The sequence below is a fragment of the Nocardia sp. NPDC052316 genome (genome assembly GCF_044547795.1).
In the GTDB taxonomy this organism is placed as follows: Bacteria; Actinomycetota; Actinomycetes; order Mycobacteriales; family Mycobacteriaceae; genus Nocardia.
Genome location: NZ_JBIUBB010000003.1, coordinates 1,143,783 through 1,167,028 on the forward strand (window position 1 = coordinate 1,143,783; position 23,246 = coordinate 1,167,028).

At 69.0% G+C, this 23,246-nt stretch carries 22 protein-coding genes; 19 read left to right on the forward strand and 3 right to left on the reverse strand.

Features of this window, described 5'->3' with window-relative positions; translation table 11 throughout:
• Position 1: 1 nt before the first annotated feature.
• The gene (locus tag ACIHA7_RS18040; RefSeq protein WP_397290654.1) at positions 2 to 532 is read right to left on the reverse strand and encodes a DinB family protein; all 531 of its coding nucleotides are present in this window, start codon (positions 530 to 532) and stop codon (positions 2 to 4) included.
• A 350-nt stretch (positions 533 to 882) separates the two neighbouring features.
• On the opposite strand from ACIHA7_RS18040, the gene infC reads away from it, so the two are divergent.
• From infC to ACIHA7_RS18060, 4 genes are all read left to right on the forward strand, one after another.
• Positions 883 to 1,596, forward strand: coding sequence for a translation initiation factor IF-3 (gene infC / locus ACIHA7_RS18045; protein WP_107655316.1), 714 nt, complete (start codon positions 883 to 885; stop codon positions 1,594 to 1,596).
• A gap of 59 nt (positions 1,597 to 1,655) precedes the next feature.
• On the forward strand, positions 1,656 to 1,850 hold the full coding sequence (rpmI, locus tag ACIHA7_RS18050; RefSeq protein ID WP_040689021.1) for a 50S ribosomal protein L35: 195 nt from the start codon (positions 1,656 to 1,658) through the stop codon (positions 1,848 to 1,850).
• 101 nt (positions 1,851 to 1,951) lie between these two features.
• Positions 1,952 to 2,332 carry a 50S ribosomal protein L20 gene (gene rplT / locus ACIHA7_RS18055; RefSeq protein WP_107655317.1) on the forward strand — a complete coding sequence of 127 codons (381 nt, stop codon included), beginning with the start codon at positions 1,952 to 1,954 and terminating at the stop codon, positions 2,330 to 2,332.
• 38 nt (positions 2,333 to 2,370) lie between these two features.
• Positions 2,371 to 3,174, forward strand: a complete 804-nt coding sequence (locus ACIHA7_RS18060) for a TrmH family RNA methyltransferase (RefSeq protein ID WP_397290657.1) — start codon at positions 2,371 to 2,373, stop codon at positions 3,172 to 3,174.
• 29 nt (positions 3,175 to 3,203) lie between these two features.
• Here ACIHA7_RS18060 and ACIHA7_RS18065 read toward each other — a convergent pair whose 3' ends face one another.
• Complete coding sequence (locus ACIHA7_RS18065; RefSeq protein WP_397290659.1) at positions 3,204 to 3,392, reverse strand: hypothetical protein; 189 nt, start codon at positions 3,390 to 3,392, stop codon at positions 3,204 to 3,206.
• Positions 3,393 to 3,626: 234 nt separating this feature from the next.
• On the opposite strand from ACIHA7_RS18065, the gene pheS reads away from it, so the two are divergent.
• The 14 genes from pheS (at position 3,627) to ppc (ending at position 20,228) form a co-directional block, all read left to right on the forward strand.
• Positions 3,627 to 4,688, forward strand: coding sequence for a phenylalanine--tRNA ligase subunit alpha (pheS, locus tag ACIHA7_RS18070; protein ID WP_107655320.1), 1,062 nt, complete (start codon positions 3,627 to 3,629; stop codon positions 4,686 to 4,688).
• A gap of 49 nt (positions 4,689 to 4,737) precedes the next feature.
• Positions 4,738 to 7,242 (forward strand): phenylalanine--tRNA ligase subunit beta, encoded by a 2,505-nt coding sequence (gene pheT, locus ACIHA7_RS18075; RefSeq protein ID WP_397290661.1) that lies wholly within the window; start codon positions 4,738 to 4,740, stop codon positions 7,240 to 7,242.
• A 224-nt stretch (positions 7,243 to 7,466) separates the two neighbouring features.
• Positions 7,467 to 7,964 carry a MarR family winged helix-turn-helix transcriptional regulator gene (locus ACIHA7_RS18080; RefSeq protein WP_397290663.1) on the forward strand — a complete coding sequence of 166 codons (498 nt, stop codon included), beginning with the start codon at positions 7,467 to 7,469 and terminating at the stop codon, positions 7,962 to 7,964.
• 33 nt (positions 7,965 to 7,997) lie between these two features.
• Complete coding sequence (locus ACIHA7_RS18085; protein WP_397290665.1) at positions 7,998 to 8,765, forward strand: alpha/beta hydrolase; 768 nt, start codon at positions 7,998 to 8,000, stop codon at positions 8,763 to 8,765.
• Positions 8,766 to 8,798: 33 nt separating this feature from the next.
• Positions 8,799 to 9,317, forward strand: a complete 519-nt coding sequence (locus ACIHA7_RS18090; protein WP_397290667.1) for a hypothetical protein — start codon at positions 8,799 to 8,801, stop codon at positions 9,315 to 9,317.
• Between the two features lie 42 nt (positions 9,318 to 9,359).
• Positions 9,360 to 10,382: a hypothetical protein gene (locus ACIHA7_RS18095; RefSeq protein WP_397290669.1), complete on the forward strand. Its 1,023-nt coding sequence runs from the start codon at positions 9,360 to 9,362 to the stop codon at positions 10,380 to 10,382.
• Between the two features lie 475 nt (positions 10,383 to 10,857).
• Positions 10,858 to 13,536, forward strand: a complete 2,679-nt coding sequence (locus tag ACIHA7_RS18100) for a nitrate- and nitrite sensing domain-containing protein (RefSeq protein WP_397290671.1) — start codon at positions 10,858 to 10,860, stop codon at positions 13,534 to 13,536.
• A 41-nt stretch (positions 13,537 to 13,577) separates the two neighbouring features.
• The gene (locus tag ACIHA7_RS18105) at positions 13,578 to 13,961 is read left to right on the forward strand and encodes a roadblock/LC7 domain-containing protein (RefSeq protein ID WP_135237972.1); all 384 of its coding nucleotides are present in this window, start codon (positions 13,578 to 13,580) and stop codon (positions 13,959 to 13,961) included.
• Positions 13,958 to 14,404, forward strand: a complete 447-nt coding sequence (locus ACIHA7_RS18110; protein WP_397290673.1) for a DUF742 domain-containing protein — start codon at positions 13,958 to 13,960, stop codon at positions 14,402 to 14,404. The genes ACIHA7_RS18105 and ACIHA7_RS18110 overlap by 4 nt, the downstream gene beginning before the upstream one ends.
• A gap of 43 nt (positions 14,405 to 14,447) precedes the next feature.
• On the forward strand, positions 14,448 to 14,990 hold the full coding sequence (locus ACIHA7_RS18115; RefSeq protein ID WP_397290833.1) for a GTP-binding protein: 543 nt from the start codon (positions 14,448 to 14,450) through the stop codon (positions 14,988 to 14,990).
• A gap of 74 nt (positions 14,991 to 15,064) precedes the next feature.
• Positions 15,065 to 15,616 carry a sugar O-acetyltransferase gene (locus ACIHA7_RS18120; RefSeq protein ID WP_397290675.1) on the forward strand — a complete coding sequence of 184 codons (552 nt, stop codon included), beginning with the start codon at positions 15,065 to 15,067 and terminating at the stop codon, positions 15,614 to 15,616.
• 37 nt (positions 15,617 to 15,653) lie between these two features.
• Positions 15,654 to 16,778, forward strand: coding sequence for an AAA family ATPase (locus tag ACIHA7_RS18125; protein ID WP_397290677.1), 1,125 nt, complete (start codon positions 15,654 to 15,656; stop codon positions 16,776 to 16,778).
• A 110-nt stretch (positions 16,779 to 16,888) separates the two neighbouring features.
• The gene (locus ACIHA7_RS18130; RefSeq protein ID WP_397290680.1) at positions 16,889 to 17,308 is read left to right on the forward strand and encodes a VOC family protein; all 420 of its coding nucleotides are present in this window, start codon (positions 16,889 to 16,891) and stop codon (positions 17,306 to 17,308) included.
• Positions 17,309 to 17,456: 148 nt separating this feature from the next.
• A complete protein-coding gene (ppc, locus tag ACIHA7_RS18135) occupies positions 17,457 to 20,228 on the forward strand; it encodes a phosphoenolpyruvate carboxylase (RefSeq protein ID WP_397290682.1) in 2,772 nt (923 codons plus the stop codon).
• A 150-nt stretch (positions 20,229 to 20,378) separates the two neighbouring features.
• Here the strand turns inward: ppc and ACIHA7_RS18140 are convergent, their stop codons facing one another.
• Positions 20,379 to 21,278, reverse strand: a complete 900-nt coding sequence (locus ACIHA7_RS18140; protein WP_147129961.1) for a LysR family transcriptional regulator — start codon at positions 21,276 to 21,278, stop codon at positions 20,379 to 20,381.
• Between the two features lie 71 nt (positions 21,279 to 21,349).
• Between ACIHA7_RS18140 and ACIHA7_RS18145 the strand changes: the two genes are divergently transcribed.
• On the forward strand, positions 21,350 to 23,131 hold the full coding sequence (locus ACIHA7_RS18145) for a gamma-glutamyltransferase family protein (RefSeq protein ID WP_397290684.1): 1,782 nt from the start codon (positions 21,350 to 21,352) through the stop codon (positions 23,129 to 23,131).
• The last annotated feature ends 115 nt before the right edge of the window (positions 23,132 to 23,246 follow it).

Consider the following 23,246-nt stretch of genomic DNA (forward strand, 5'->3'; position numbering starts at 1 on the left):
GCTATGAGGCTAGCGAGGCCGCCCGGAGGAGTCGGAGCTGGCCGATCTCCGCGATGTTCTTCATCAACTCCGAGTTCACCCAGTTCGCCAGGTGCGCCACCGTCAATCCCGCGTCGGCGGGCCACGGATACGCCGCGGGCCGGTCCAGGCCGGCCTCGGTCAGCTCGTCCAATGCGCCCACCCAGGTGTCGCGCAGCGAGCGCAGCTGCGCAACTGCCGCGAAAGCGTGGCCCGCCCAGTGCACGTCCTCGCGGTCGGGTGGGGTCCGGCCCGCGAGATGGTCGATGGCCGCGCTCCACCACCAGTCGATATGCCAGCTGAGCCAGCCGATGGTCGGCACCGGGACGGGGTCGGGCTCGGTGTCGGCCCAGTCCGGACGCCACACGCCGTCGGCGTCGGGGCGTACTGTCCAGTGGTGCTCGGCGGGTGCCCAATCGAAGTCCTCGACGCGCAGCGCGTCCAGGTGGAGTTCGGCGAGCGACCAGGTGAGGTCGAACTGCCATCGGAGCAGGTCACAGCGGGAAGTAGACACCGGGGGAGCGTGGCAGGCACCCGTGCGCGCGGGCAAGCGGTTTACCGCGATTCGGCGATAGCCGAACGCAATGTTAGACTTTCCGCTGACGACCGCCCCTGGTTGTGTCTTCTTCCAAGATTTCGAGCCCGGGGCTGATAAGTGGAGCCCGACTCCCACCGTTGCCGACGAGCGATCGTCAGGTCAAACGGTCCGGTCACCCGCCTTCTCGGAGGCGGGTTTCTTGTGCCGAGGTTCTCTCGCGAGAACCGCGTGCACAAGATCGCATGCGGGTCTTTGGCATGCGCCGACCGGTCGACCTCGGGCCCCGACGCGGAATACCGCTCCGGGGCTTTTGTGTTGAAAAGGGGTTGCAGTTATTGCGTGCGGTCGTCTTGACGACACCGCTTGACCTAGGAGGCCCCATCAGCACTGAGACCCGCATCAACGATCGCATCCGTGTTCCCGAGGTTCGCTTGATCGGACCCAGCGGCGAGCAGGTTGGGATCGTGCGTGTTGAAGATGCACTACGCGTCGCCATGGAGGCAGATCTCGATCTCGTCGAGGTCGCTCCGGATGCACGTCCGCCGGTCTGCAAGATCATGGACTACGGCAAGTTCAAGTACGAGACGGCGCAGAAGGCGCGCGAGTCTCGGAAGAACCAGGTGCAGACCGTGATCAAGGAGCAGAAGCTCCGCCCGAAGATCGACGACCACGACTACGCGACCAAGAGGGGCCATGTCATGCGCTTCCTCGAGGCGGGGTCGAAGGTCAAGGTCACCATCATGTTCCGCGGACGCGAGCAGTCCAGGCCCGAACTGGGCTACCGGTTGCTGCAGCGTCTCGCCGCGGACGTGGCGGACCTGGGGTTCGTCGAGACCTCGGCCAAGCAGGACGGTCGCAACATGACCATGGTCCTCGCGCCCCACAAGGGTGCGAAGACGCGAGTGAAGGCACAGCAGGAGTCCGCAGCTCCGCGGCAGCAGCAGCCCGCTGCGCAGCCGAGCCCCGCGCCCGCCGAAGCCGTCACCGCAGACAGCGCGCCCGCCGCGGCTCCGGCCGAGCAGGCCGACCCGCCGCAGTAATACCGATAAGAGCCGGCGGTCCGCAAGGGCCGCCGGGACGAGACAGATTAGAGGAATCCATGCCGAAGATGAAGAGCCACAGCGGCGCCTCGAAGCGCTTCAAGGTGTCGGGCCGAGGCAAGCTGCTTCGCCAGCAGGCGAACCGTCGCCACCTGCTCGAGCACAAGTCGACCCGCCGGACTCGTCGTCTGGATGGCACGGAGGCCGTCGCGTCCGTCGACGTCCCGCGCGTGAAGAGGCTGCTCGGTCTCTGAGAGACCTGACCAGCGACCGCGTTCGGCGACTCCGGACGCCCACCGAACTGACAATCTCCGGGTGCCCGCATGCGCCCCCTAGATCGACAAAGGACTGACCCATGGCACGCGTCAAAAGGGCCGTCAACGCTCAGAAGAAGCGTCGTTCCATCCTCGAGGCCTCCAAGGGCTACCGCGGCCAGCGTTCGCGGCTGTACCGCAAGGCCAAGGAACAGCAGCTGCACTCGCTCACCTACGCCTACCGGGACCGCCGGGCGCGCAAGGGTGACTTCCGCAAGCTGTGGATCGCCCGCATCAACGCCGCGGCGCGCCTGAACGACATCACCTACAACCGCTTCATCCAGGGCCTGAAGGCCGCCGGTGTCGAGGTGGACCGCAAGATCCTCGCCGAGCTCGCCGTCTCCGACGCCGAGGCGTTCGCCGGTCTCGTCGCGATCGCCAAGGCCGCCCTCCCGCAGGACGTCAACGCGCCCGCCGCGTAAGTCACCGGGTGACAAGCGAATACCTTTCGGAACGACCCGTGGACGCGCTCTCCGAGCGCAATCCGCGGGTCGTTTCCGCTGTCAAGCTGCACCGCGGCGCGCAGCGGCGCAAGACCGGGCTGTTCCTCGCCGAGGGCGCCAATTCCGTGGCGGCCGCGCTGGATACCGGGCGGGTGCAGGAGCTGTACTACTCCGCCGGTGCCGCGGCGCGCGAACACGAGCTGGTCGCCAGTGCCGCGGGCATGGGGGTGCGCACCAGGCTGGTCAGCGATCGCGCCGCCCAGCAGCTCGGCGAAACCGTCACCGCGCCGGGGCTCGTGGCCGTGTGCGCGCTGATCGACGTGCCGCTGGCCGACGTCCTCGCGGCCCGGCCCCGCATCCTCGCCGTGCCGGTCGCGATGGCCGAACCCGGCAACGCCGGAACGCTCATCCGGGTTGCCGACTCGGTCGGTGCCGATGGGGTGGTGCTGGCCGGTGACTCGGTGGACCCGCACAACGGCAAGTGCGTGCGGGCCAGCGCGGGCAGCCTGTTCCACGTCCCGATCGCCCGGCCGCGCGAGGTCGGCGAGACGCTGGATTCCCTTGCGGCGTCCGGCATCACGATCCTCGCGACCGCCGCGAACGGCGAGGTCGATCTCGACGATGCCGACGAACTGTTCACCGGGTCGGTGGCCTGGCTGTTCGGCAACGAGGCGCACGGCCTGGATCCCGCCGTGACCCGGCGCGCCGACCATCGCATACGCATTCCGATCCGCGGCCGCGCCGAGAGCCTGAACCTGGCCACCGCTGCTGCCATCTGCCTGTACGCGAATTCCCGGGTGCGCTACGCAACTACGGACTGAGCCGCACACTCGGTCCCAGGGTTCCGAGCTCAGCCGCAGAAGCCGTAGAAGACGCAGAAGATGATGTTCTGCAGCCACGCCGGTAGCCAGGCGTAGGGGTTCGGTCCCGGCGGGTTGGCGGCCGCCGTCCCACTGCCGAGCAGGGTGATGACCAGCAGGCTCACCGTCATGGCAAGGCTGGTGAATCCGACGGTTACCGCCGCCTTCGATCGCCTCATATCCCCGGACCTCCGTATTCTCGGGCGCAGCCCCGCGCGTTGGGGAACGTCCCGTACTGCTGTGACCATGGTCGCAATTTCGCGGCCGCGAGGTGGGGAATCGGGGTTGATGACGCGCTGCGGGGAATCCGTGTGAATCGGATATGACGCATCCAATAGGATTCCACCAGCAGCAATGTGGGTAGGGAACGAGCCGTGCCCGCGAACCGATCCCCAGGGGAGAGTCGAACCACCGTGGCCGACGACAACGACGCAGTCGAGCAGAACGCGACGCTGACCGAGGAGGCACTGGCCGCAGCCGCGGCGGCGGCCGAGAAGGCGTTCGCCGCTGCCGCCGACCTGGACGCGCTCGCGGTCGCGAAAACCGAGCATCTCGGCGGCAAGGCACCGCTGGCGCTGGCCCAGCGCGCGCTGGGCAGCCTGCCCAAGACCGAGAAGGCCGACGCGGGCAAGCGGGTCAACGTGGCGCGCGCCCGGATCTCCGAGGCGTTCGAGGCGCGCCGCGCGGCGCTGCTCGAAGAGCGCGACGCCGCGGTGCTGGTGGCCGAGGCGATCGACGTGACGCTGCCCGCCCGCAGGCACCCGTTCGGCGCCAGGCATCCGATCACCGTCATCTCCGAGCAGGTCGCCGACGTGTTCGTCGCGATGGGCTGGGAGGTGGCCGAGGGGCCCGAGGTGGAGACCGAGCACTTCAACTTCGACGCGCTCAACTTCCTGCCCGACCACCCGGCCCGCACCATGCAGGACACCTTCCACATCGCGCCGGAGGGCTCGCGCCAGGTGCTGCGCACGCACACCTCCCCGGTGCAGGTGCGCTCGTTGCTGGAGCGCGAGCTGCCGATCTACGTGGTGTGCCCCGGCCGCACCTTCCGCACCGACGAGCTCGACGCCACCCACACCCCGGTGTTCTCCCAGGTGGAGGGGCTGGCCGTGGACAAGGGCCTGACCATGGCGCACCTGCGCGGCACGCTCGACGCGTTCGCCCGCGCGCTGTTCGGGCCGGACACCCGAACTCGGATGCGCCCCAACTACTTTCCGTTCACCGAGCCCTCCGCCGAGGTCGACGTCTGGTTCCCGGACAAGAAGGGCGGCGCGGGCTGGGTCGAGTGGGGCGGGTGCGGCATGGTGAACCCGAAGGTGCTGATCGCCAGCGGGATCGATCCCGAGGTGTACAGCGGGTTCGCGTTCGGCATGGGCCTGGAGCGGACGCTGCAGTTCCGCAACGGCATCCCGGACATGCGCGACATCGTCGAGGGCGATGTGCGGTTCACGCTGCCCTTCGGCATCCGGTCCTGAGCCGGCCACCCACCCAGACCACCCTTCGATCGAGAGAGCGAAACGTCAAGTGCGAGTAGCGCAGTCCTGGCTGACCGACATCATCCAGCGCACCGTCCCCGACTGGTCGGTGACGGCGGAGGAACTCGACGCGGGCTTCGTCCGGGTGGGGTTGGAGGTCGAGGAAGTCGACAAGCTCGAGCGGATCGGCGGCGATATCGACAAGCCGCTGGTCGTCGGCCGCGTCGCCGAGATCACCGAACTGACCGAGTTCAAGAAGCCGATCCGCTTCTGCAAGGTCGACGTGGGTAACCCGGATCTGCAGGAGATCGTCTGCGGCGCAACCAATTTCGCCGTCGGTGACTTGGTCGTCGTTGTGCTGCCCGGTGGCGTGCTGCCCGGTGGGTTCGCCATCTCCGCGCGCAAGACCTACGGGCACGTCTCCAACGGCATGATCTGCTCGGTCGCCGAACTCGGTATCGGCAAGGATCATTCGGGCATCCTGGTGCTGGAGCCGGGCACCGCCGAGCCCGGCGCGGACGCGAACGAGCTGCTCGGCCTGGACGATACGGTCATCGAGCTCAACATCACCCCGGATCGTGGCTACTGCTTCTCGGTGCGCGGCCTGGCCCGCGAGCTCGCCTGCGGTTTCGACCTCGACTACGCCGATCCGGCTGTGCGCACGCTGCCGGACGACGAGCAGGACGCCTGGTCGGTCCGGCTCGAGCCCGACTCCCAGTGCACCCGTTTCGCGGTGCGCCGGGTCACCGGTATCGACCCGAACGCGGTGAGCCCCTGGTGGTTGCAGCGCAGGCTGCTGCTGTCCGGTGTGCGCCCGATCTCGCCCGCCGTCGACGTCACCAACTACGTCATGCTGGAACTGGGTCAGCCGCTGCACGCCTTCGACGCCGCCAAGCTGACCGGCGGCCTGGTGGTGCGTACCGCCAACAAGGGGGAGACGCTGCGCACCCTCGATGAGGTCGAGCGCACCCTGGACGCCGAAGACGTGGTGATCGCCGACGATTCCGGCGTCATCTCGCTGGCCGGTGTGATGGGCGGCGCGACCACCGAGGTCGGTGCGGAGTCGACCGACATCGTGCTGGAAGCCGCCACCTGGAACCCATTGCTCGTCTACCGCACCTCGCGCAGGCACAAGCTGGTGTCCGAGGCGGGCAAGCGGTACGAGCGGGTGGTCGACCCCGAGATCAATGTGGCCGCGCTCGATCGCGCCGCCACGCTGCTCGCCGAGATCGCCGGTGGCACGGTCGAATCCGCGCTCACCGACGTTCGCGTCCCGGTGCCGCCCGCGGCGCCGATCCGGATGGACATCGACCGGGCCGACCGCGTCGCCGGTGTCGTCTACCCGACCGGTACGTCCGCGCGCAGGCTCGCCCAGATCGGCTGCACCGTCGAGGTCGCCGTCGACGAGACCACCGGTCACGGGCAGCTCGAGGTCACCCCGCCGAGCTGGCGGCCCGACCTGGTCCAGCCCGCCGACCTGGTCGAGGAGGTGCTGCGGCTGGAGGGGCTCGAGCAGATCCCGTCCGTGCTGCCCACCGCGCCTGCCGGTCGCGGCCTCACCGCCACCCAGCGGCGCCGCCGCGCGGTCAGCCGCGCACTGGCCTTCGCCGGTGCCGTCGAGGTGCCCGCGCCGGTGTTCCTGCCCGCTGGTGTCTTCGACACCTGGGGTCTGGACGCCGACGACCCGCGCCGCGCGACCACCCGGGTGCTGAACCCGCTCGACGTGGAGCGGGCCGAGCTGGCCACCACACTGCTGCCCGGACTGCTGGAAGTGGCCGCCCGCAACATCTCTCGTGGCGCCCGCGACCTCACCATCTACGGCATCGCGCAGGTGGTGCTGCCCGGCGACAACGTCCGCGCGGTCGAGGCGCTGCCGGTCGACCGCCGCCCCACCGACGAGCAGATCGCCGGCCTGATCGACTCGCTGCCGGCCCAGCCGGTGCACGTCGCGGCCGTGCTCACCGGTCGCCGCGAGCCGCGCGGCCCCTGGGGTCAGGGCCGTCAGGCCGAGGCCGCCGACGCCTTCGCCCTCGCCGACGCGGTGGCCGACGCGGCGGGCGTCACGATCGAACGGCGCCCGGCAGCCCAGCTGCCCTGGCATCCGGGTCGCTGCGCCGAACTGGTGGTGGACGGCACGGTCGTCGGTCACGCGGGCGAACTGCACCCCGCTGTGCTGGAACGCTCCGGTCTGCCGCCGCGGACCTGCGCCGTCGAACTCGACCTCGACGCACTGCCGCTGCTCGAATCCCGCCCCGCCCCGACGATCTCCCCGTTCCCGGCGGTGCTGCAGGACGTCTCGGTCAGTGTCGAGAAGAGCACGCCCGCGGCCTCGGTGGAGTCGGCGCTGCGCACCGGCGGCGGCGAGCTGCTCGAGGACATCGCCCTGTTCGACGTCTACGAGGGCGCGCAGGCGGGCGAGGGTCGCAAGTCCCTCACCTACGCTCTGCGTTTCCGCGCCACCGATCGCACGCTCACCGAGGACGAGGCCAGCGCGGCTCGTGACGCCGCGGTAGCCGCCGCGGCGGACGCCGTCGGCGCGGTTATCCGCGGCTAGCGCCGGCGCACGAATCATGCTGCCGCGCATGGAGTTGCCAGCAATGCCATGCGCGGCAGGTCGCGTTACATCGGTGCTCGATCGCGCGTCGCTCGGTGGCGGCGAGCATCGCGGCACCAGCTCTCGGGACCGGGACGGCGTAGGCGAGCAACGCCGCGACATCCAGTGCGGTCCACATCGCCGGCCGGAACAAGCAGAGCGGCGCCGCCGTGCTCAGGAGAAATATGGCCGAGCGCCGTACTAACCCGTTGGTCGATCGCCCCGCGCCACTGGGCAGTCTGCTGTCCGCCGCGGCGCGCACCTTGGCGGCCGAGCTGGACGCGGGCATCGCCGCCGCCGGTTTCACCGATGTGCGCGCCGCGCACGCCCCGGTGTTCCAGCTGATCGAGCCCGATGGCACCAGACAGACCACGCTCGCCGAGCGGGCCGGGATGACCAAACAGGCGATGGGCGAGCTGATCCGCCATCTCGAACAGCACGGTTACGTCGAAGTCGAGGTGGACCCGGCCGATCGGCGCGCCCGGCTCGTCCGCCTGACCACCCGCGGCTGGGCCGTCGTGGACGCGGGCATCGCGGTGGTCGAGCGTTTCGATCGCCACCTGGACGAGATCGTCGGCTCGGCGGAGGTCACCCGGCTGCGTGGGACGCTGCTGCGCATCATCGGCGCGGGTTCGAGCCACGCGGCAGGGTTGCAGAGCGCGAAAGTCACGCGGGTCGAGTGACCAGCACGGCCGGGAAAGAGTAAGAACGACATCATGCGACATCCGGCCAGTCCGATCCTGAACGCGCTGACCTATCTGCCGGAGCGGCGGATCCTGCAGACGCCCGCCATCCTCGGCATGGCCTACACCGACCTGTCGATCAGCACGGCGGACGGGGAAACACTGCACGGCTGGTGGCTGCCCGCGCCGAAATCGGTGGGCCACATCCTGTTCGCGCACGGCAATGCGGGCAATATCGGCGATCGGATCGCGCTGTTCGCACTACTCGTCGAGGCCGGGTTCGATGTGCTCGCGTTCGACTATCGCGGATACGGGCGCAGCACCGGGCGTCCCACCGAGCACGGCACCTATCTGGACGCCCGCGCGGCCCGCCGCGTACTGCTCGAGCAGCCGGGTGTCGATCCGAATCACGTGCTCTACCTGGGGAAGTCGCTCGGCGGCGGCGTCGTGCTCGAACTCGCGCAGGCGCACCCGCCCGCGGGCGTGCTGCTGATGTCGACCTTCTCCGGCCTGCGCGACGCCGCCAGATCCGTCTACCCCTTCCTGCCTGGTCCGCTGGTCCCCGACGCGTACCCGAACGCGCGACGCATCCGCACCCTGCGCGCCCCGGTCCTGATCATGCACGGTGACCAGGACGAACTTTTGCCGCTGCGGCATGCCGAACGCCTCTACGCCGCGGCCCACGAACCGAAGCGCCTGGAGATCTTCCCCGGCGCGGGCCATAACGACCTGATCATGGTGGGCGGCTCGGCCTGGTTCGAGCTGGTGCGTGACTGGGCCGGTGCTCTCGTCCGGTCCTGAGGCGGCGCGCCGTGCGCTGCGTAGCCTGGTGCCATGACGGAAAACAGCGAGATGGCGGCCCGGCTGGCGGCGCTGTCCGACCGCGAACTGATCGGCCTACTGCTGGTCGCCACGGCGGAACGGCCCGGCTTCGCGACCGTGCACGCGGCCCTGATCGGCCTCCTCGAAACCGGTGATGTGACGGCCCCACCAGGTGTGACTCCTGCCACGCTGCCTACGTCGGTGCATGACGCCCCGCCGCTGCACGACGTATCGGGCCAGGTCGGAGGCGCCTCCGCGGTACCCGCGGTACCGGTACCGCCGACCGGTATCGCCGCACCGACTGAGACAGGTGGATATTCCTCCTCCGGTGTCCCTACTTGGGGGTCAGTTCGCGATAAGGTCGAGCAGCGCTACGGCACCGCGCAGGGGCGCAGCGAGCTCGACCAGCAGACCCCGGCGGGCCGCAGCGCCGACGAGCAATGGGACGCGCGCGAGCAGGCGGCGCGTGAACGCCTGGACCAGATACGGAAGTCGTTGCGCGGCAACGACACCGAAACACACGGGCCGTAGTCTGGCCGGGCGCCGTACAACGACTGTGATTGGTGGAACTCGATGCCCGAGCCGCGCGAGATTGCTGAACGGCTACTCGATGCCCAGGTCGACTTCGTGCTTGCCGAGGTCAGTGGCGATCGCTTCGCCGAAGTTGTTGCCCGCGATGTCGAGTCGGTGCTCGGGGTCGCGGACACCCTGATCTTCCGCGATATCGTCGAGGTCGACCAGGCCAAGCAGACTGTTGCGACCATCATCGACCTGATCGGTGGCAGCCCGGTCCTCGCCGACATGGTCGGGGTGTTCGCCGATTCGATCTACGACCACATCGCGAACAACAACGACTACACCCTCGGCCAGGTGGTCGACCGCGAACCGGTCGAGGCGTTGCTGGAGAAGATCTTCGGCATGCACCAGGCGCAGGAGCGCATCCTGGACCGGCTCACCGAGAGCCCGCTGGTCGCCACCGTCGCGTCGAAGTTCGTGGACAAGTTGATCTCCGATTTCATGGAGGCCAATAAGCAGTTCGCCGGCAAGATCCCCGGCGTCTCCTCGCTGATCTCGATGGGGCAGTCCGCCGCCAAGAGCGCGAAGAAGGCGACGGAGAGCACCTTCATCGGCGACATGGCAGGCAAGGGCGCGGTTTTCGCGCTCAAGCGCACCAACAACGCGATCCGCGAAATGTTGCGCGACGCACCGGTGCACGACGCCGCCATGGAATTCTGGGATCTGCACGCCGACGAACCGGTGAGCGGCCTGCGCGATTATCTGTCGCAGCGGGACCTGAACGAACTGGTGCTGCTCTGCTATGAAATCGCGGTCACCACCAGGGAGAAGGAATACTTCGGGCTGCTGGTCGAGGAATGCGTCGAGGTGTTCTTCACCAAGTACGGCGATTACACGCTCGCGGCCATGCTGCCCGAGCTCGGCCTCTCCGGAGCCGACATCACCACCGAAATCCTGCGCTACGGGCCGGCCGTCATCGACGGCGCCAAGCGAAACGGCGTGCTGTCCAAGCTGATTCGGGAGCGGCTGGAGCCGTTCTACACCTCCGAGCAGGTCCTCGCGATCCTCGGCGGCGAGTAGTTCCACCGCCACTTGCTGGTGCGTTGCTGGTCGGCGCCGAGTAGACGTAACTCTCGGTGCCGTCACAGCGCGCGTGCCGCGGCGGCACGAGGTGCGCTGAGGGCGGCGACTCCGCTACTATCCGAGGGCATTTCGGGTCGGCGCCCGGAGTGTCGACGGTTCTTCCTGTTGATCCCCCGACCCGGGTGGGTTATTAGTTCTGCTTCAACCTTGTACAAGATTAACTGACCGCAACTGGACAGTTAGTAGCAACAGGTTGCAGCTCGGGTTGAAAAGTATGAACAAAGTTCCCCGACCGGGGTTCTCGAGTTGACGCCGGACCGGGCATATGGGATTTTGCTCGGAGACTTTCCGTGCGCTCGTCGTGGAGCTGTCACGGCCGGCTTTTCGGAGGAGTAGCAGGTTGGTGCGTTCACGTCTACGGCAACCAAAGCCCGGGGACACACCGGATCTCATATCTGCGGTTTCCCCCGGGATGCCCAGCGGCAGAATGGCGGCCATCGTCCGGCCGCGCACCATCGGTGGTCAGCTCACCCGAATTCTCGCGCTCGCGCTGATTTTGGTGCTCGCCCTGCTGGGAGTCACTGTCTTCCGGGAGATCTCGGACTACCGCGAGTCCAACGACACGGTGAAGGCCGTCTCGCTGGCACTGAGCGTGCAGGACCTCACCAACCAGATCCAGCGCGAGCTCGGGCTCAGCAACGGTCTGCTCGGCGGTGACAACCGCCTGCAGCAGCCCCTGCTCGACCAGCGCGGCAAGGTCGACGCCGCGCTCGCCTCGCTGACCGCCGACGCGGCCGGGGACGCCCCCGGCGCCGATCAGGTGCGCTCGGCGCTCGGCCAGCTGAATCTGCTGTCGAACACCCGCACCCAGATCGACTCGCGCCGCGTCAGCAGGCAGGTCGTCTTCCAGTTCTACACCGACGGCGTCAGCGCGCTGAACCGCCTCGCGCTCGGCCTCGACCAGGCGCGCGACCCGCAGATCCAGCGCGGACTGCAGGCGCTCTACGCGCTCGGCGCGGCCAAGGAAGAGGTCGACAAGGAGCGAGGCTTCCTCAACGGCGTCTTCACCGCGGGCCGGTTCAACGGCGGTGAGTACGTGCAGTTCATGGAGATCCGCTCCACCAAGCTCGCGGGCTTCACCGCGTTCTCCCGCTACGCGACCAAGAGCCAGCAGGCCAAGCTGGACGCCGCGATGTTGAGCGAGAACGCCACCAAGGCCGAGCAATCGGAGAACATCGCGATCGCCTCCAGCGACGGCCCGCTGGTCCGCGAGGTCGATCCGATGACCTGGTGGACGCAGATGTCGAGCGTCCTCGACGAACAGCGCACCGTGCAGCAGGCAGTCGGCAACGATGTGCAGGAGCGCGCGGACAGCCTGCGTAATGCCGCGGCCACCAAGCTGATCGCGTTCCTCGTCATCTCGGCGATCGCCATCGCCGCCATGATCGTGCTGGTGATCACCTCGGTGCGCGCCATCGTGCGCCCGCTTGCCGCGCTGGCCGGCGAGGCCGACGACGTGGCCTCGCGCCGCCTGCCCCAGGTCATCGAGGCGTGGTCGCGGGCCGACGACAGCAGGCCGGAGGCGCCGTTGCCGGTGCAGGCCCCGCCCGGGGCGAGTACCGAAATCGCCGCCGTGGCAGGCGCGCTCGACCGGGTGCAGACCACCGCCTTCGAACTCGCCTCGCAGCAGGCGCTGGTGCGCCGCAACACCACCGAGTCGATGGCCAACCTGGCCAGGCGCAACCAGAACCTGGTCCGCCGCCAGCTCGGCCTGATCAGCGAGTTCGAGCGTGAGGAGCTCGATCCCAAGGGTCTGTCGAACCTGTTCGAGCTCGACCACCTGGCCACCCGCATGCGCCGCAACGCCGAGAGCCTGCTCGTGCTCGTCGGTGAGGCGAGCCCGCGGCGCTGGGCCCAGCCCATCGCGTTGAGCGACGTGATCCGGGCAGGCCTGTCCGAGGTCGACGACTACCGCCGGGTGGTGCTGCGCCGGGTGGACGACGTCATGATCACCGGCGCGGTGGTCAGTGAGCTCGCGCACATGCTCGCCGAGCTGATCGAGAACGGACTCGCCTTCTCCCCACCGGATCTCGAGGTCGAGATCTACGGCCGCCGGGTGCCGCACGGGTATCTGCTCGCCGTCGTCGACCACGGTGTCGGCATGCCGATGGATCAGCTGGCCCAGTCGAACGCCAGGCTGCGCGGTGAGCAGGACTTCATCGTCGCGCCGACCCGCTACCTGGGCCACTACGTGGTCGGTCGGCTGGCCGAGCGGCTCGGCATCGACGTCGAGCTCAACGTCTCGCCGGTCAGCGGCATCGTCGCGCGGATGTCGCTGCCGCTGGACATCCTTGTCCAGGAACAGGATCGCCGGCCCGCCGCGGTGCAGGCCAAGATCTCCGGCACCGGGCTGGAGCGCTCCTGGGGGGCCGATTCGGAGTCGACGGGCCTGCCCGAACTCGAACTCGCGCCGGAGCACAACGCTGCGATGAACTCGCCCGCCGTGATCCGCGGTACCACCGACACGGAGCCGACCACGCCGACCCATCGTGGCCCCGCGCACGCGGCACCGGTGCACGAGCACAACGGCTCGCCCCGCCAGGCCGAGGGCCCGTGGACCGCGGCACAGCGGGCGATACCGCGCGAAGAGCGCTACGACACCGGACCGCAGCACGCGGCGCCGCCCGCCTCAGGGCCTGCCACCTCCGCGTACTCCCAGTTCGTGTCCCCGCCAACGGTTTCCACCCCGCCCGACACGTCGGACCGGTTGCTCACCGATACCGGCACCTGGCGGCTGCCGGACGCGCCGCCGGAGAACCACCACGGCGTCAACGGGGCGGCGCAGGCGGGCGCGGCACCGCGCACCACGCGTAACGGACTTGTCAAGCGCAACAAGAAGTCTCGTTCCGCGGGCACGGCGCCGGGCACCGAGCAGCGCCGGGAGACCAACGGCGCCAACGAACGTCGCGATCGGGCGCCGATTCCGGAACGCTCGCCGGAGGAAACCCGTAGCATGCTTTCGTCGTTCCGGGCCGGACACGAGCGCGGCGCACCGCCGCCGCCGTCGACGACCCGTCCGTATGTCGGTGCCCGCGACCACGACGCCCGCGCCGACGATCAGGCTCAGACCATCGCAGAGGAGAACCGGTGACCACTCACTTGCCGAGCGCCGACCCGCACACGTTCAACTGGATGCTCGCGAACTTCGTCCGGGAAACCGACGGCGTCCGCGACACCGTGGCGGTCTCCTCGGACGGATTGCTCATCGCGATGTCCGAAGGTCTGGACCGCACCTCAGCCGACCGGCTCTCCGCCATGGTGTCCGGTCTGGCCAGCCTCGCCAAGAGCGCATCGCGCAGTTACTCGTTCGATGGGCTCAAACTGATCATGATCGAGATGAAGCGGGGCTTCCTGCTCGTCTCGGCCATGGGTGACGGCAGTTGCCTCGGCGTCATCGCCGACGGCAACTGCGATGTCGGTCTGGTCGGCTACGAAATGGCCGTGCTGGCCGAACGCGCCGGGTCGCTCCTTGACCCGACGTTGATTTCCGAATTGCGAGAGACGTTGCGAAGATGAGAGATCCTGACCGGCCGAGGCTGCCGGACCCGCGGATGATTCCGATGAACCAGATGTTCGGATGGTTCGATCCGGATCGCCCAGGCCAAAAAGAAGCCCCGGCCGACGAGCTTGTCGACAGTGATGAACAGTTTGTGCGTCCCTTTGTCGTCACCGCGGGGCGCACCACGCCGTTGATGGACGGTCTGCGCATCGAAACCCTGGTGCAGGCACCGCCTTCGGCGTTGTCCGCGCCGCTGCAGTTCGAGCAGCGCACCGTGGTGCAGCTGTGCCAGCAGCCACACTCCATCGCGGAAATCGGTACCGCGCTGCGCGTTCCGGTCGGTGTCGCGAAGGTCGTCGTCAGCGACCTCGTCGCCGGGGGCTACGCGACGGTGCGTGAGGCCGATCAACTGTCCACCGCTGCCATCGAGAGGATCAGGGACCTTGTACGGGCACTCTGACAACCCGCCGCCCGCCCCGACGATGCCGTCCTCGGTGAAGATCGTGATCAGCGGTGGATTCGGCGTCGGCAAAACCACCTTCATCGGTGCCATCTCCGAGATCGAGCCGCTGGTCACCGAGGCGGCGATGACCGAGGTCGCGATCGGCGTCGACGATCCGGGCCGGCGCGCGGAGAAGACGCAGACCACGGTCGCGCTCGACTTCGGCCGAATCACCTTGGACCGCTCGCTGATCCTGTACCTGTTCGGCACGCCGGGCCAGGACCGCTTCGTCTTCCTGTGGGACGACCTGGTGGACGGCGCGCTCGGCGCGGTGATCATGGTGGACACCAGCCGGATCGGTGACTGCTACCCGGTGCTGGACTACTTCGAGGAGAAGCAGACGCCGTTCGTGGTGGTGGTCAACCGCTTCGACAACGGCATGCATTTCGACCTCGGCGAGGTGCGCGAGGCGCTGGAACTCGACGACTGGATCCCGGTGCTGGAATGCGATGCGCGCGACCGGGAATCGGTGAAGGAGGTGCTCGTGGCACTGCTCGAGCAGGTCCTGTTCCACCGACTATCGGTGCAGGGAATGCCTGCCTGACCGCTTTTCGCCGAACGGGACATGACCGCGACAGCCGTCGCAGCCATGTCCCGTTCTGTGTCTAGGGTGGCGAGGTGGGTGAGATGAAGGAGCGCATGCTCCGCGGGGAGTTGTACCGGGACAACGACGCCGAGTTGGTGGCGGAGCGGCACCGGGCGCAGGCGCTCTGCGCGGAGTTCAACCGGTCCGCGGCGGGCGAGCGGCGCGACGCCGTGCTGCGCGAACTGCTCGGCAAGCTGGGGGAGGGGTCGTGGATCATGCCGCGATTCCAGTGCGACTACGGGTATCTCATCGAGATCGGGTCGAACAGCTTCCTGAATTACGATGCGATCCTGCTCGATTGCGCGCCGATCAGCATCGGCGACGACGTGTCGATCGGTCCCCGGTGTCAGCTGCTGACGGCGCTGCACCCGATGGAAGATCACGAGCTGCGCAGGCAGCGGTGGGAGACCGCGGCGCCGATCCGGATCGGTAACAACGTGTGGTTCGGGGGCGGGGTCATCGTGTGCCCGGGTGTCACGGTCGGGGACGACACGGTGGTGGGGGCGGGCAGTGTGGTCACCCGCGATCTGCCGTCGCGGGTGTTCGCCGCCGGTAATCCGGCGCGGGTGATCCGGCAGCTGTAGCGGATCGCGTGTCGTAGCGGCTCGTTAGCCTGGGGGCATGTTGCGGACCTTGGCAGTCGAGAACTATCGGTCGCTGCGACAGGTCACCATGTCGCTGGGCCGGTTGAACGTGGTGAGCGGGGCCAACGGCAGCGGGAAGTCCAGTCTCTACCGCACATTGCGGCTGCTGGCGGACTTCTCGCGCAACGGGGCCGTAGCCGCGCTGGCCCGCGAAGGCGGGGTGGCGTCGGCGCGCTGGGCGGGGCAGGGCAGCACGCCCACCGGCGATGCCGCGCTGCGGGTCGGCTTCGCGGGCGAAGACTTCGGGTACGCGGCCGAGCTCGGCACGCCGACACCCGACAGCACCTCGAGATTCAATCTGGACCCGGTGATCAAGGCCGAAGCGGTCTGGGCCGGGCCGGTGCTGCGCCCCTCGACCCTGCTCGCGGACCGCGGCGGCCCGGTGGTGCGCCTGCGCGACGACGACGGCGGCTGGGCGATGGTGCCGCACGCGCTGCAACCGTTCGACAGCATGCTCAGCGAGCTGGCCGATCCGCAGAGCGCGCCGGATCTGCTGGTGCTGCGCGAGCGCATCCGGTCCTGGCGGTTCTACGACCACCTGCGCACCGACGCCGACGCGCCGGCCAGGTCGCCGCAGATCGGCACGCGCACCACCGTGCTCGGTCACGACGGCGCCGACCTGGCCGCGGCCCTGCAGACCATCCGCGAGATCGGCGACGCGCACATTCTCGACAAGGCGATAGATCGCGCGTTCCCCGGCAGCGAGGTCGAGATCATCGACCGCGACGGCAGATTCGAGCTCGCGCTCTATCAACGCGGACTGCTGCGCCCGCTGGGCGGCGCCGAACTGTCCGACGGCACCCTGCGCTACCTCCTGCTGGTCGCCGCGCTGCTGTCCCCGCGCCCGCCCGAACTCCTGGTCCTCAATGAGCCCGAGACGAGCCTGCATCCCGAACTGCTCGCTCCGCTCGCCGAGCTCATCGCCACCGTCGCCGCGGACACCCAGGTCGTGGTCGTCACCCATGCCCGGCCGCTGGTCACCGCGCTGGCGCAGAGCACACCGGAGTTGCACACCATCGAACTGGTCAAGCAAGTCGGCGCGACCATCATCGCCGGCCAGGGCATGCTGGATCAGCCGCCCTGGTACTGGCCGAAACGCTAGCCCCGCCGCTTTTTCGGTGCTGTGGTCGGCGACACCACGACCGCCGATGAATTCCGCGCGGCGGCACCGTCGATAATGTTGTCCCGCTTTACCGAAGGAGAACCCACACCATGAGCAACGGCAAAGACCTCGCCCTCACCCACGTCGGCGTGCTCGTCGGCGACCAGGACAAGGCCCTCGAGTTCTACCGAGACCTGCTCGGCCTCGAGCTGCGCCAGGACCTGCCGTTCCCCGGCGGTCGCTGGCTGACGGTCGGCCCGGCCGGTCAGCCGACCATCGAGTTCCTGCTGGAGACCCCCGCGATGGTGCCCGACGACACGGCCCGCGCGGCGGCCGAGTCCCGCCTGAACAACGGCGCGGCGGGCATGCTGATCTTCACCACCGAATCGGCCGACGACACCTTCGCCCGGCTGCGTGACGCGGGCGTCGAGGTCACCCAGGAGCCGGTCAGCCAGCCGTACGGCATGCGCGACTGCGGCTTCCGCGACCCGTGGGGCAACCACCTGCGGTTCTCCCAAGTTCTCGGCTGAGCCGGACGAAAATCGTTGACTCCCGGGGCATCCCGGGGGTCACCCGGCGCGGTCGATACCGAGACCGGCCCGGCTCGGCGACCGCCCGGCGACACGGTGTGGGATCCGTCGCATACCACCGCGGCCTCGACGGCAATACTGTCTGATCATGGGCGAATCGACGAGCGAGACGCAACAGGACGCCATCCGGCCGCTGCGCGACGACATCCGGTTTCTCGGTGGCGTCCTCGGTGACACCATCCGGGACCACGAGGGCCCCGAGGTGTTCGATCTGATCGAGCGGGTGCGCATCGAGGCCTTCCGGGTGCGTCGCGCTGAGGTCGAGCGCAGCGCGGTCGCCGAGATGCTCGACGGTGTCGACATCGCGGTGGCGCTCCCGCTGATCCGCGCCTTCAGCTACTTCGTGCTGCTGGCCAACCTGGCCGAGGACATCCAGCGCGACCGCCGCCGCAAGGCGCACGAGGCGGCCGGTGAGCCGCCGCAGGATTCGTCGCTGGCCGCCACCTACCGCAAACTCGACGCGGCGGCGCTGGACGGGGCCGAGGTCGCCGACCTGCTGGCCGACGCGCTGGTGTCCCCGGTGATCACGGCGCATCCCACCGAGACCCGCCGCCGCACCGTCTTCGACGGGCAGACCAGGATCACCGAGCTGATGCGGCTGCGCCAGCGCTACACCGACACCGAGCGCGAGCGCGTCGAATACGAGCAACAGATTCGCAGGCAGGTGCTCGGCCTCTGGCGCACCGCGCTGATCAGGTTGGCGCGCCTGCGGATCCAGGACGAGATCTCGGTGGGCCTGCGCTACTACGACATCACCCTGTTCGACGTGATCCCGGCGATCAACGCCGAGGTGCGGGCCGCGCTGCGCTCGCGCTTTCCCGGCGTCGAGCTGCTGCCGCGGCCGATCTTGCGGCCCGGCTCGTGGATCGGCGGTGATCGCGACGGAAACCCCTATGTGACGGCGGATGTCGTCCGACAGGCCGGACACCAGGCCGCGACCGTCGCCTTCTCGCGGTACCTGCGCGACCTGGTCGAGCTGGAGAAGGCGCTGGCGTTGTCGGCCCGCCTGGTCCCGGTGACGCCCGCGGTGGCCGCGCTCGCCGAAGCCGGTTACCCCGACCCGTCGACCCATGCCGACGAACCGTATCGCCGTGCGGTGCACAGCATCCGGGCCCGGCTGACGGCGACAGCGCGCCGTGCCCTCGGTGACGTGCCGCCGAATGGCCTGGATATCGGCGCCGAACCGTACCCGACGCCGCAGGCGGTGCTCGACGATCTCGACGCCGTGGACGCCTCGCTGCGCGCCAGCGGCGACGGGCTGCTCGCCGACGACAAGCTCGCCGCGCTGCGGCACGCCATCGAGACCTTCGGCTTCCACCTGCAAGGCCTGGACATGCGCCAGAACTCGGAGGTGCACGAGCAGGTCGTGGCCGAGCTGCTGGCCTGGGCCGGTGTGCATCCGGACTACGCGAGCCTGTCCGAACACGAGCGCGTCGAGCTGCTCGCGGACGAGCTGCGCACCCGCCGCCCGCTGCTCGGCCCGTACGCCAGGCTGAGCGAGCTGGCCCGCAAGGAAGTCGACATCGTCTGCGCCGCACGCGATGTGGTGGACACCTTCGGCGCCGAGGCGGTGCCCAACTACATCATCAGCATGTGTACCTCGGTCAGCGACATGCTGGAGGCGGCGCTGCTGCTCAAGGAGGGCGGCCTGCTCGATCCCGGTGAACCGGACGGCCCGCCGCACTGCTCGGTGGGCATCGTCCCGCTCTTCGAGACGATCGAGGACCTCGGCGCGGGCGCGGCGACGTTGGCTGCCGCACTGGATGTTCCGGTCTACCGCGACCTGGTCGCGGCGCGCGGGATGCGGCAAGAGGTGATGCTCGGATACTCCGACTCGAACAAGGACGGCGGGTACCTGGCCGCGAACTGGGCGCTGTACCGCGCCGAACTCGACCTCGTCGACGTCGCGCGCAAGGCCGGAATCCGGCTGCGGCTCTTCCACGGTCGCGGCGGCACCGTCGGCCGCGGCGGTGGCCGCAGCTACGACGCCATCCTGGCCCAGCCCGCCGGCGCCGTGCACGGTTCGCTGCGGCTGACCGAGCAGGGCGAGGTGATCGCCGCGAAGTACGCCGAACCCGGTGCGGCGCATCGCAATCTGGAGTCGCTCATCGCGGGCACGCTGGAGTCGACGCTGCTGGACGTGGAGGGGCTCGGGCCGGACGCGGAGCCGTCCTACGAGCTGATGGACGAGCTGGCCGATCGGGCCCGCGCGGCCTACTCGCGGCTGGTGCACGAAACACCGGGCTTCGTCGAGTATTTCCGGCAGTCCACCCCGGTGGCCGAGGTCGGTGACCTGAATATCGGCAGCAGGCCCGCCTCCCGTAAACCGACGAACTCGGTATCGGATCTGCGCGCCATCCCCTGGGTGATGTCGTGGAGCCAGGCCAGGGTGATGCTGCCCGGCTGGTACGGCACCGGAACCGCGTTGGAGGAGTGGATCGGTGGCGATCCGCAACGGCTCGCGACGCTGACCGACCTGTATCGCCGCTGGCCGTTCCTGCGCACCGTGCTGTCGAACCTGGCGCAGGTGATGGCCAAGAGCGACCTCGACATTGCCGCCCGTTACGCCGAGCTGGTCGAGGACGCTGCGCTGCGGGAGAAGATCTTCGGCATGATCCGCGACGAGCACGCCAGAACCATCCGCATGCACGCCGCGATCACCGGCAACGATCACCTGCTCGCCGACAACCCGTCGCTGGCCGAGTCGATCCACAACCGCTTCCCCTACCTGGAGCCGCTGAACCAGATGCAGGTGGAGCTACTGCGCAGGCTCCGCGCGGGTGACGACAGCGAGTTGGTGAAACGCGGCATCCTGCTCACCATGAACGGCCTCGCCACCGCGCTGCGCAACTCCGGCTAGCCCGCCCCGACAGCCGCACTGGCTTTGACATCCGCACGCGTGTCAGGGCGGCGGGTCTTAGTGCGGGAAATCAGAAGGCGTGCGGCTGTTACTCGGAGCGACCCCGGCGATGCGTGGCTCCGCGCATCCGTGCGCGGTCGGGCGGCTGTGCTAGACCGCATCCCGTGCCCGGGCGGCATGGCTCAGCGTGGTGTCGATGAACGCTTGCGCTGCGGCGGTGAGTGGTCCGCCGCGGTGCACCAACCACTGCGGCAGCTTCTCCGGCGGGTCGAACCGGTACACCTCGGCGCCTGCTCGGCAGGCCAGGTCGTGCCAGCCGTCGGGCATCAGCCCCGCGCCGATGCCGCGCAGCACCATCGGCAGTACCACGCTGCGGTCACCGACCTCGGCGGCGATGCGCAGATCGCCGACGGTGGCGGCGAGTCGATCGAACCGGGCCCGGACGGCGGTGGCGGGCTGGGTGATCACGAAGCTCATGCCGCGCAGGTCTTCTGGCGTCACTGTGCCATCGGTGCCGATCTTCGTGCCCGGCGGCGCCACCAGCAGGAACTGTTCGTCGCGCAGGTGATGGGCCACCAGCCCGCGTCCGGCGGGGCGTTCCGCGCTGCCGCACACCCCCGCCTCGCAGCGGCCGCGCAACACCATGGCGACCACCTCCGCCGCCGACAGCGCCGACCAGGTGCCGACCGTCAGCCCCGGGTGATGCTCGCGCAGTTCGGCGATGGTGCTGATCACCGGTTCCAGCGTGGAGGACGAGGTGGCCGCGACATCGACGCGCCCGACCACGCCCGCCCCGACGGCCTGTGCGGCGGCCCGCAGCGCATCCAGATCCCGCAGCACCTGGCGCGCCCGGTCGGCCATGAATTCTCCCGCGTTGCTCAGCACCGCGTTGCGGCCGACCCGATGGAACAGCGCCACCCCGAGTTCCCGCTCCAGCTTGCCGATCGCCCGCGACAGCGACGGCTGGGCTACCCGTAAAGCCCGCGCGGCGTGGGTGAACCCGCCGTGCTCGACGATCGCGACGAAGTACTCGAGCTGCCTACGTTCCATAACCATAGGCTATCGGTTTGGTGCCATAGATGTCTTGGACGTACGTACCGCTCCGGGGAGATACTCGGCGGGTGTTCACCACGCGTCCTACCTTGCAGGGCACCTTCGGGATGGTGTCGTCCACCCACTGGCTCGCCTCGGCCGCCGCGATGGCGGTACTCGAGAACGACGGCAATGCGTTCGACGCGGCGGTCGCCGCGGGGTTCGTCTTGCACGTGGTCGAGCCGCATCTGAACGGCCCGGCCGGTGAGGTGCCGATCATTCTCGCACCCGCCGGCCTGCCGCCGCGCGTGCTGTGCGGTCAGGGCCCGGCCCCGGCCGGCGCGACGATCGCCCGCTACAACGCGCTCGGCCTGGATCTGGTGCCCGGCACCGGTCCGCTGGCCGCCGCGGTGCCCGGCGCGTTCGACGCCTGGATGGTGCTGCTGCGCGATCACGGCACGATGCGGCTGGCCGACGTGCTGTCCTACGCCATCGGCAATGCCGAGCGCGGCCATCCCGCGGTCGACCGGATCGGCGAGACCGTCGAGACGGTGGCCGACCTGTTCGAGACCGAGTGGACCACCTCCGCGGAGATCTACCTGCGCGACGGAAAGCCGCCCGCGGCGGGCGCGTTGCTGCGCAACCCGGCGCTCGGCGCGACCTGGCGCAGACTGATCGCCGAGGCCGAGGCCGCGGGCACCGATCGGGAGACCCAGATCGAAGCGGCGCGCCGCATCTGGCGGGAGGGCTTCATCGCCGAGGCGCTGGTCGCCGCCGCCGCGCGGCCGACCATGGACACCTCCGGTGAGCGCAACGTCGGCACGCTGACCGGCGACGATCTCGCGAACTTCAGTGCCACATACGAGAATCCGGTCACCTACACCTGGAACGGCTGGACCGTCGCCAAGCCGGGCCTGTGGAGCCAGGGCCCGGTCATGCTGCAACAACTGGCGCTGCTGCCGGAGCGCCTGGAGTACGGCACGCCGGAGTACTACCACACCCTGATCGAGGGCTCGAAGCTCGCGATGGCCGACCGCGAGGCCTGGTACGGCGACAGCACCCAGGTATCGCTCGCGACGCTGCTGTCCCCCTGGTACAACGCGCAGCGCAGCGCGTTGATCGGCCCGCAGGCGTCCTACGAACTGCGGCCGGGCAGCCCGGACGGCCAGCGCCCCAGACTCAGTGGCTACGTGCAGACCAATTCCGTTGGGGCCGTCGATGTTCCGCGCGGCGCGGGCGAGCCGACGGTGGCCGCCTCCGGTGCTACTCGCGGCGACACCTGTCAGCTCGACATCGTGGACCGCTGGGGCAACATGATCGCGGCGACGCCGAGTGGTGGCTGGCTGCAGTCGAATCCGGTGGTGCCCGAACTCGGCTTCCCGCTCGGTACTCGACTACAGATGGCCTGGCTGGAGCCGGGCCTGCCCAATTCGCTTGCGCCGGGCCGCCGCCCGCGCACCACGCTCAGCCCGTCGCTGGCGCTGCGCGACGGCGAGGCCGTCATGGCGTTCGGCACCCCGGGCGGCGATCAGCAGGATCAGTGGAGCCTGCATTTCTTCCTGGCGGTCGCCATGCGCGAAAAAGTGCGCGGCGGACTGGATCTGCAAGGCGCCATCGACGCACCGAACTGGCATCAGGAGAGCTTCCCCGGCTCGTTCTATCCGCGGGCGATGAGCCCCGGCTCGGTGGTCGTCGAGTCGCGGATCGGCAGCGAGGTGATCGACGACCTCGAACGGCGTGGACACCGGGTGACGGTGGGCGGCCCGTGGTCGGAGGGCCGGTTGTGCGCGGTGGCCCGCGACCGGGAGAACGGTGTACTTTCAGCTGGAGCCAATCCCCGCGGCATGCAGGGCTACGCCGCGGGACGATAACTGAACTTTCGAACAAATAGCGGTCCGGGAACGCCGGACCGCTATTTGTCGTGTCATTTGAAGAGGTGTCTCGATTCGTCCGATGACAAAAACGAGAACAATCTACGAAAAGGAA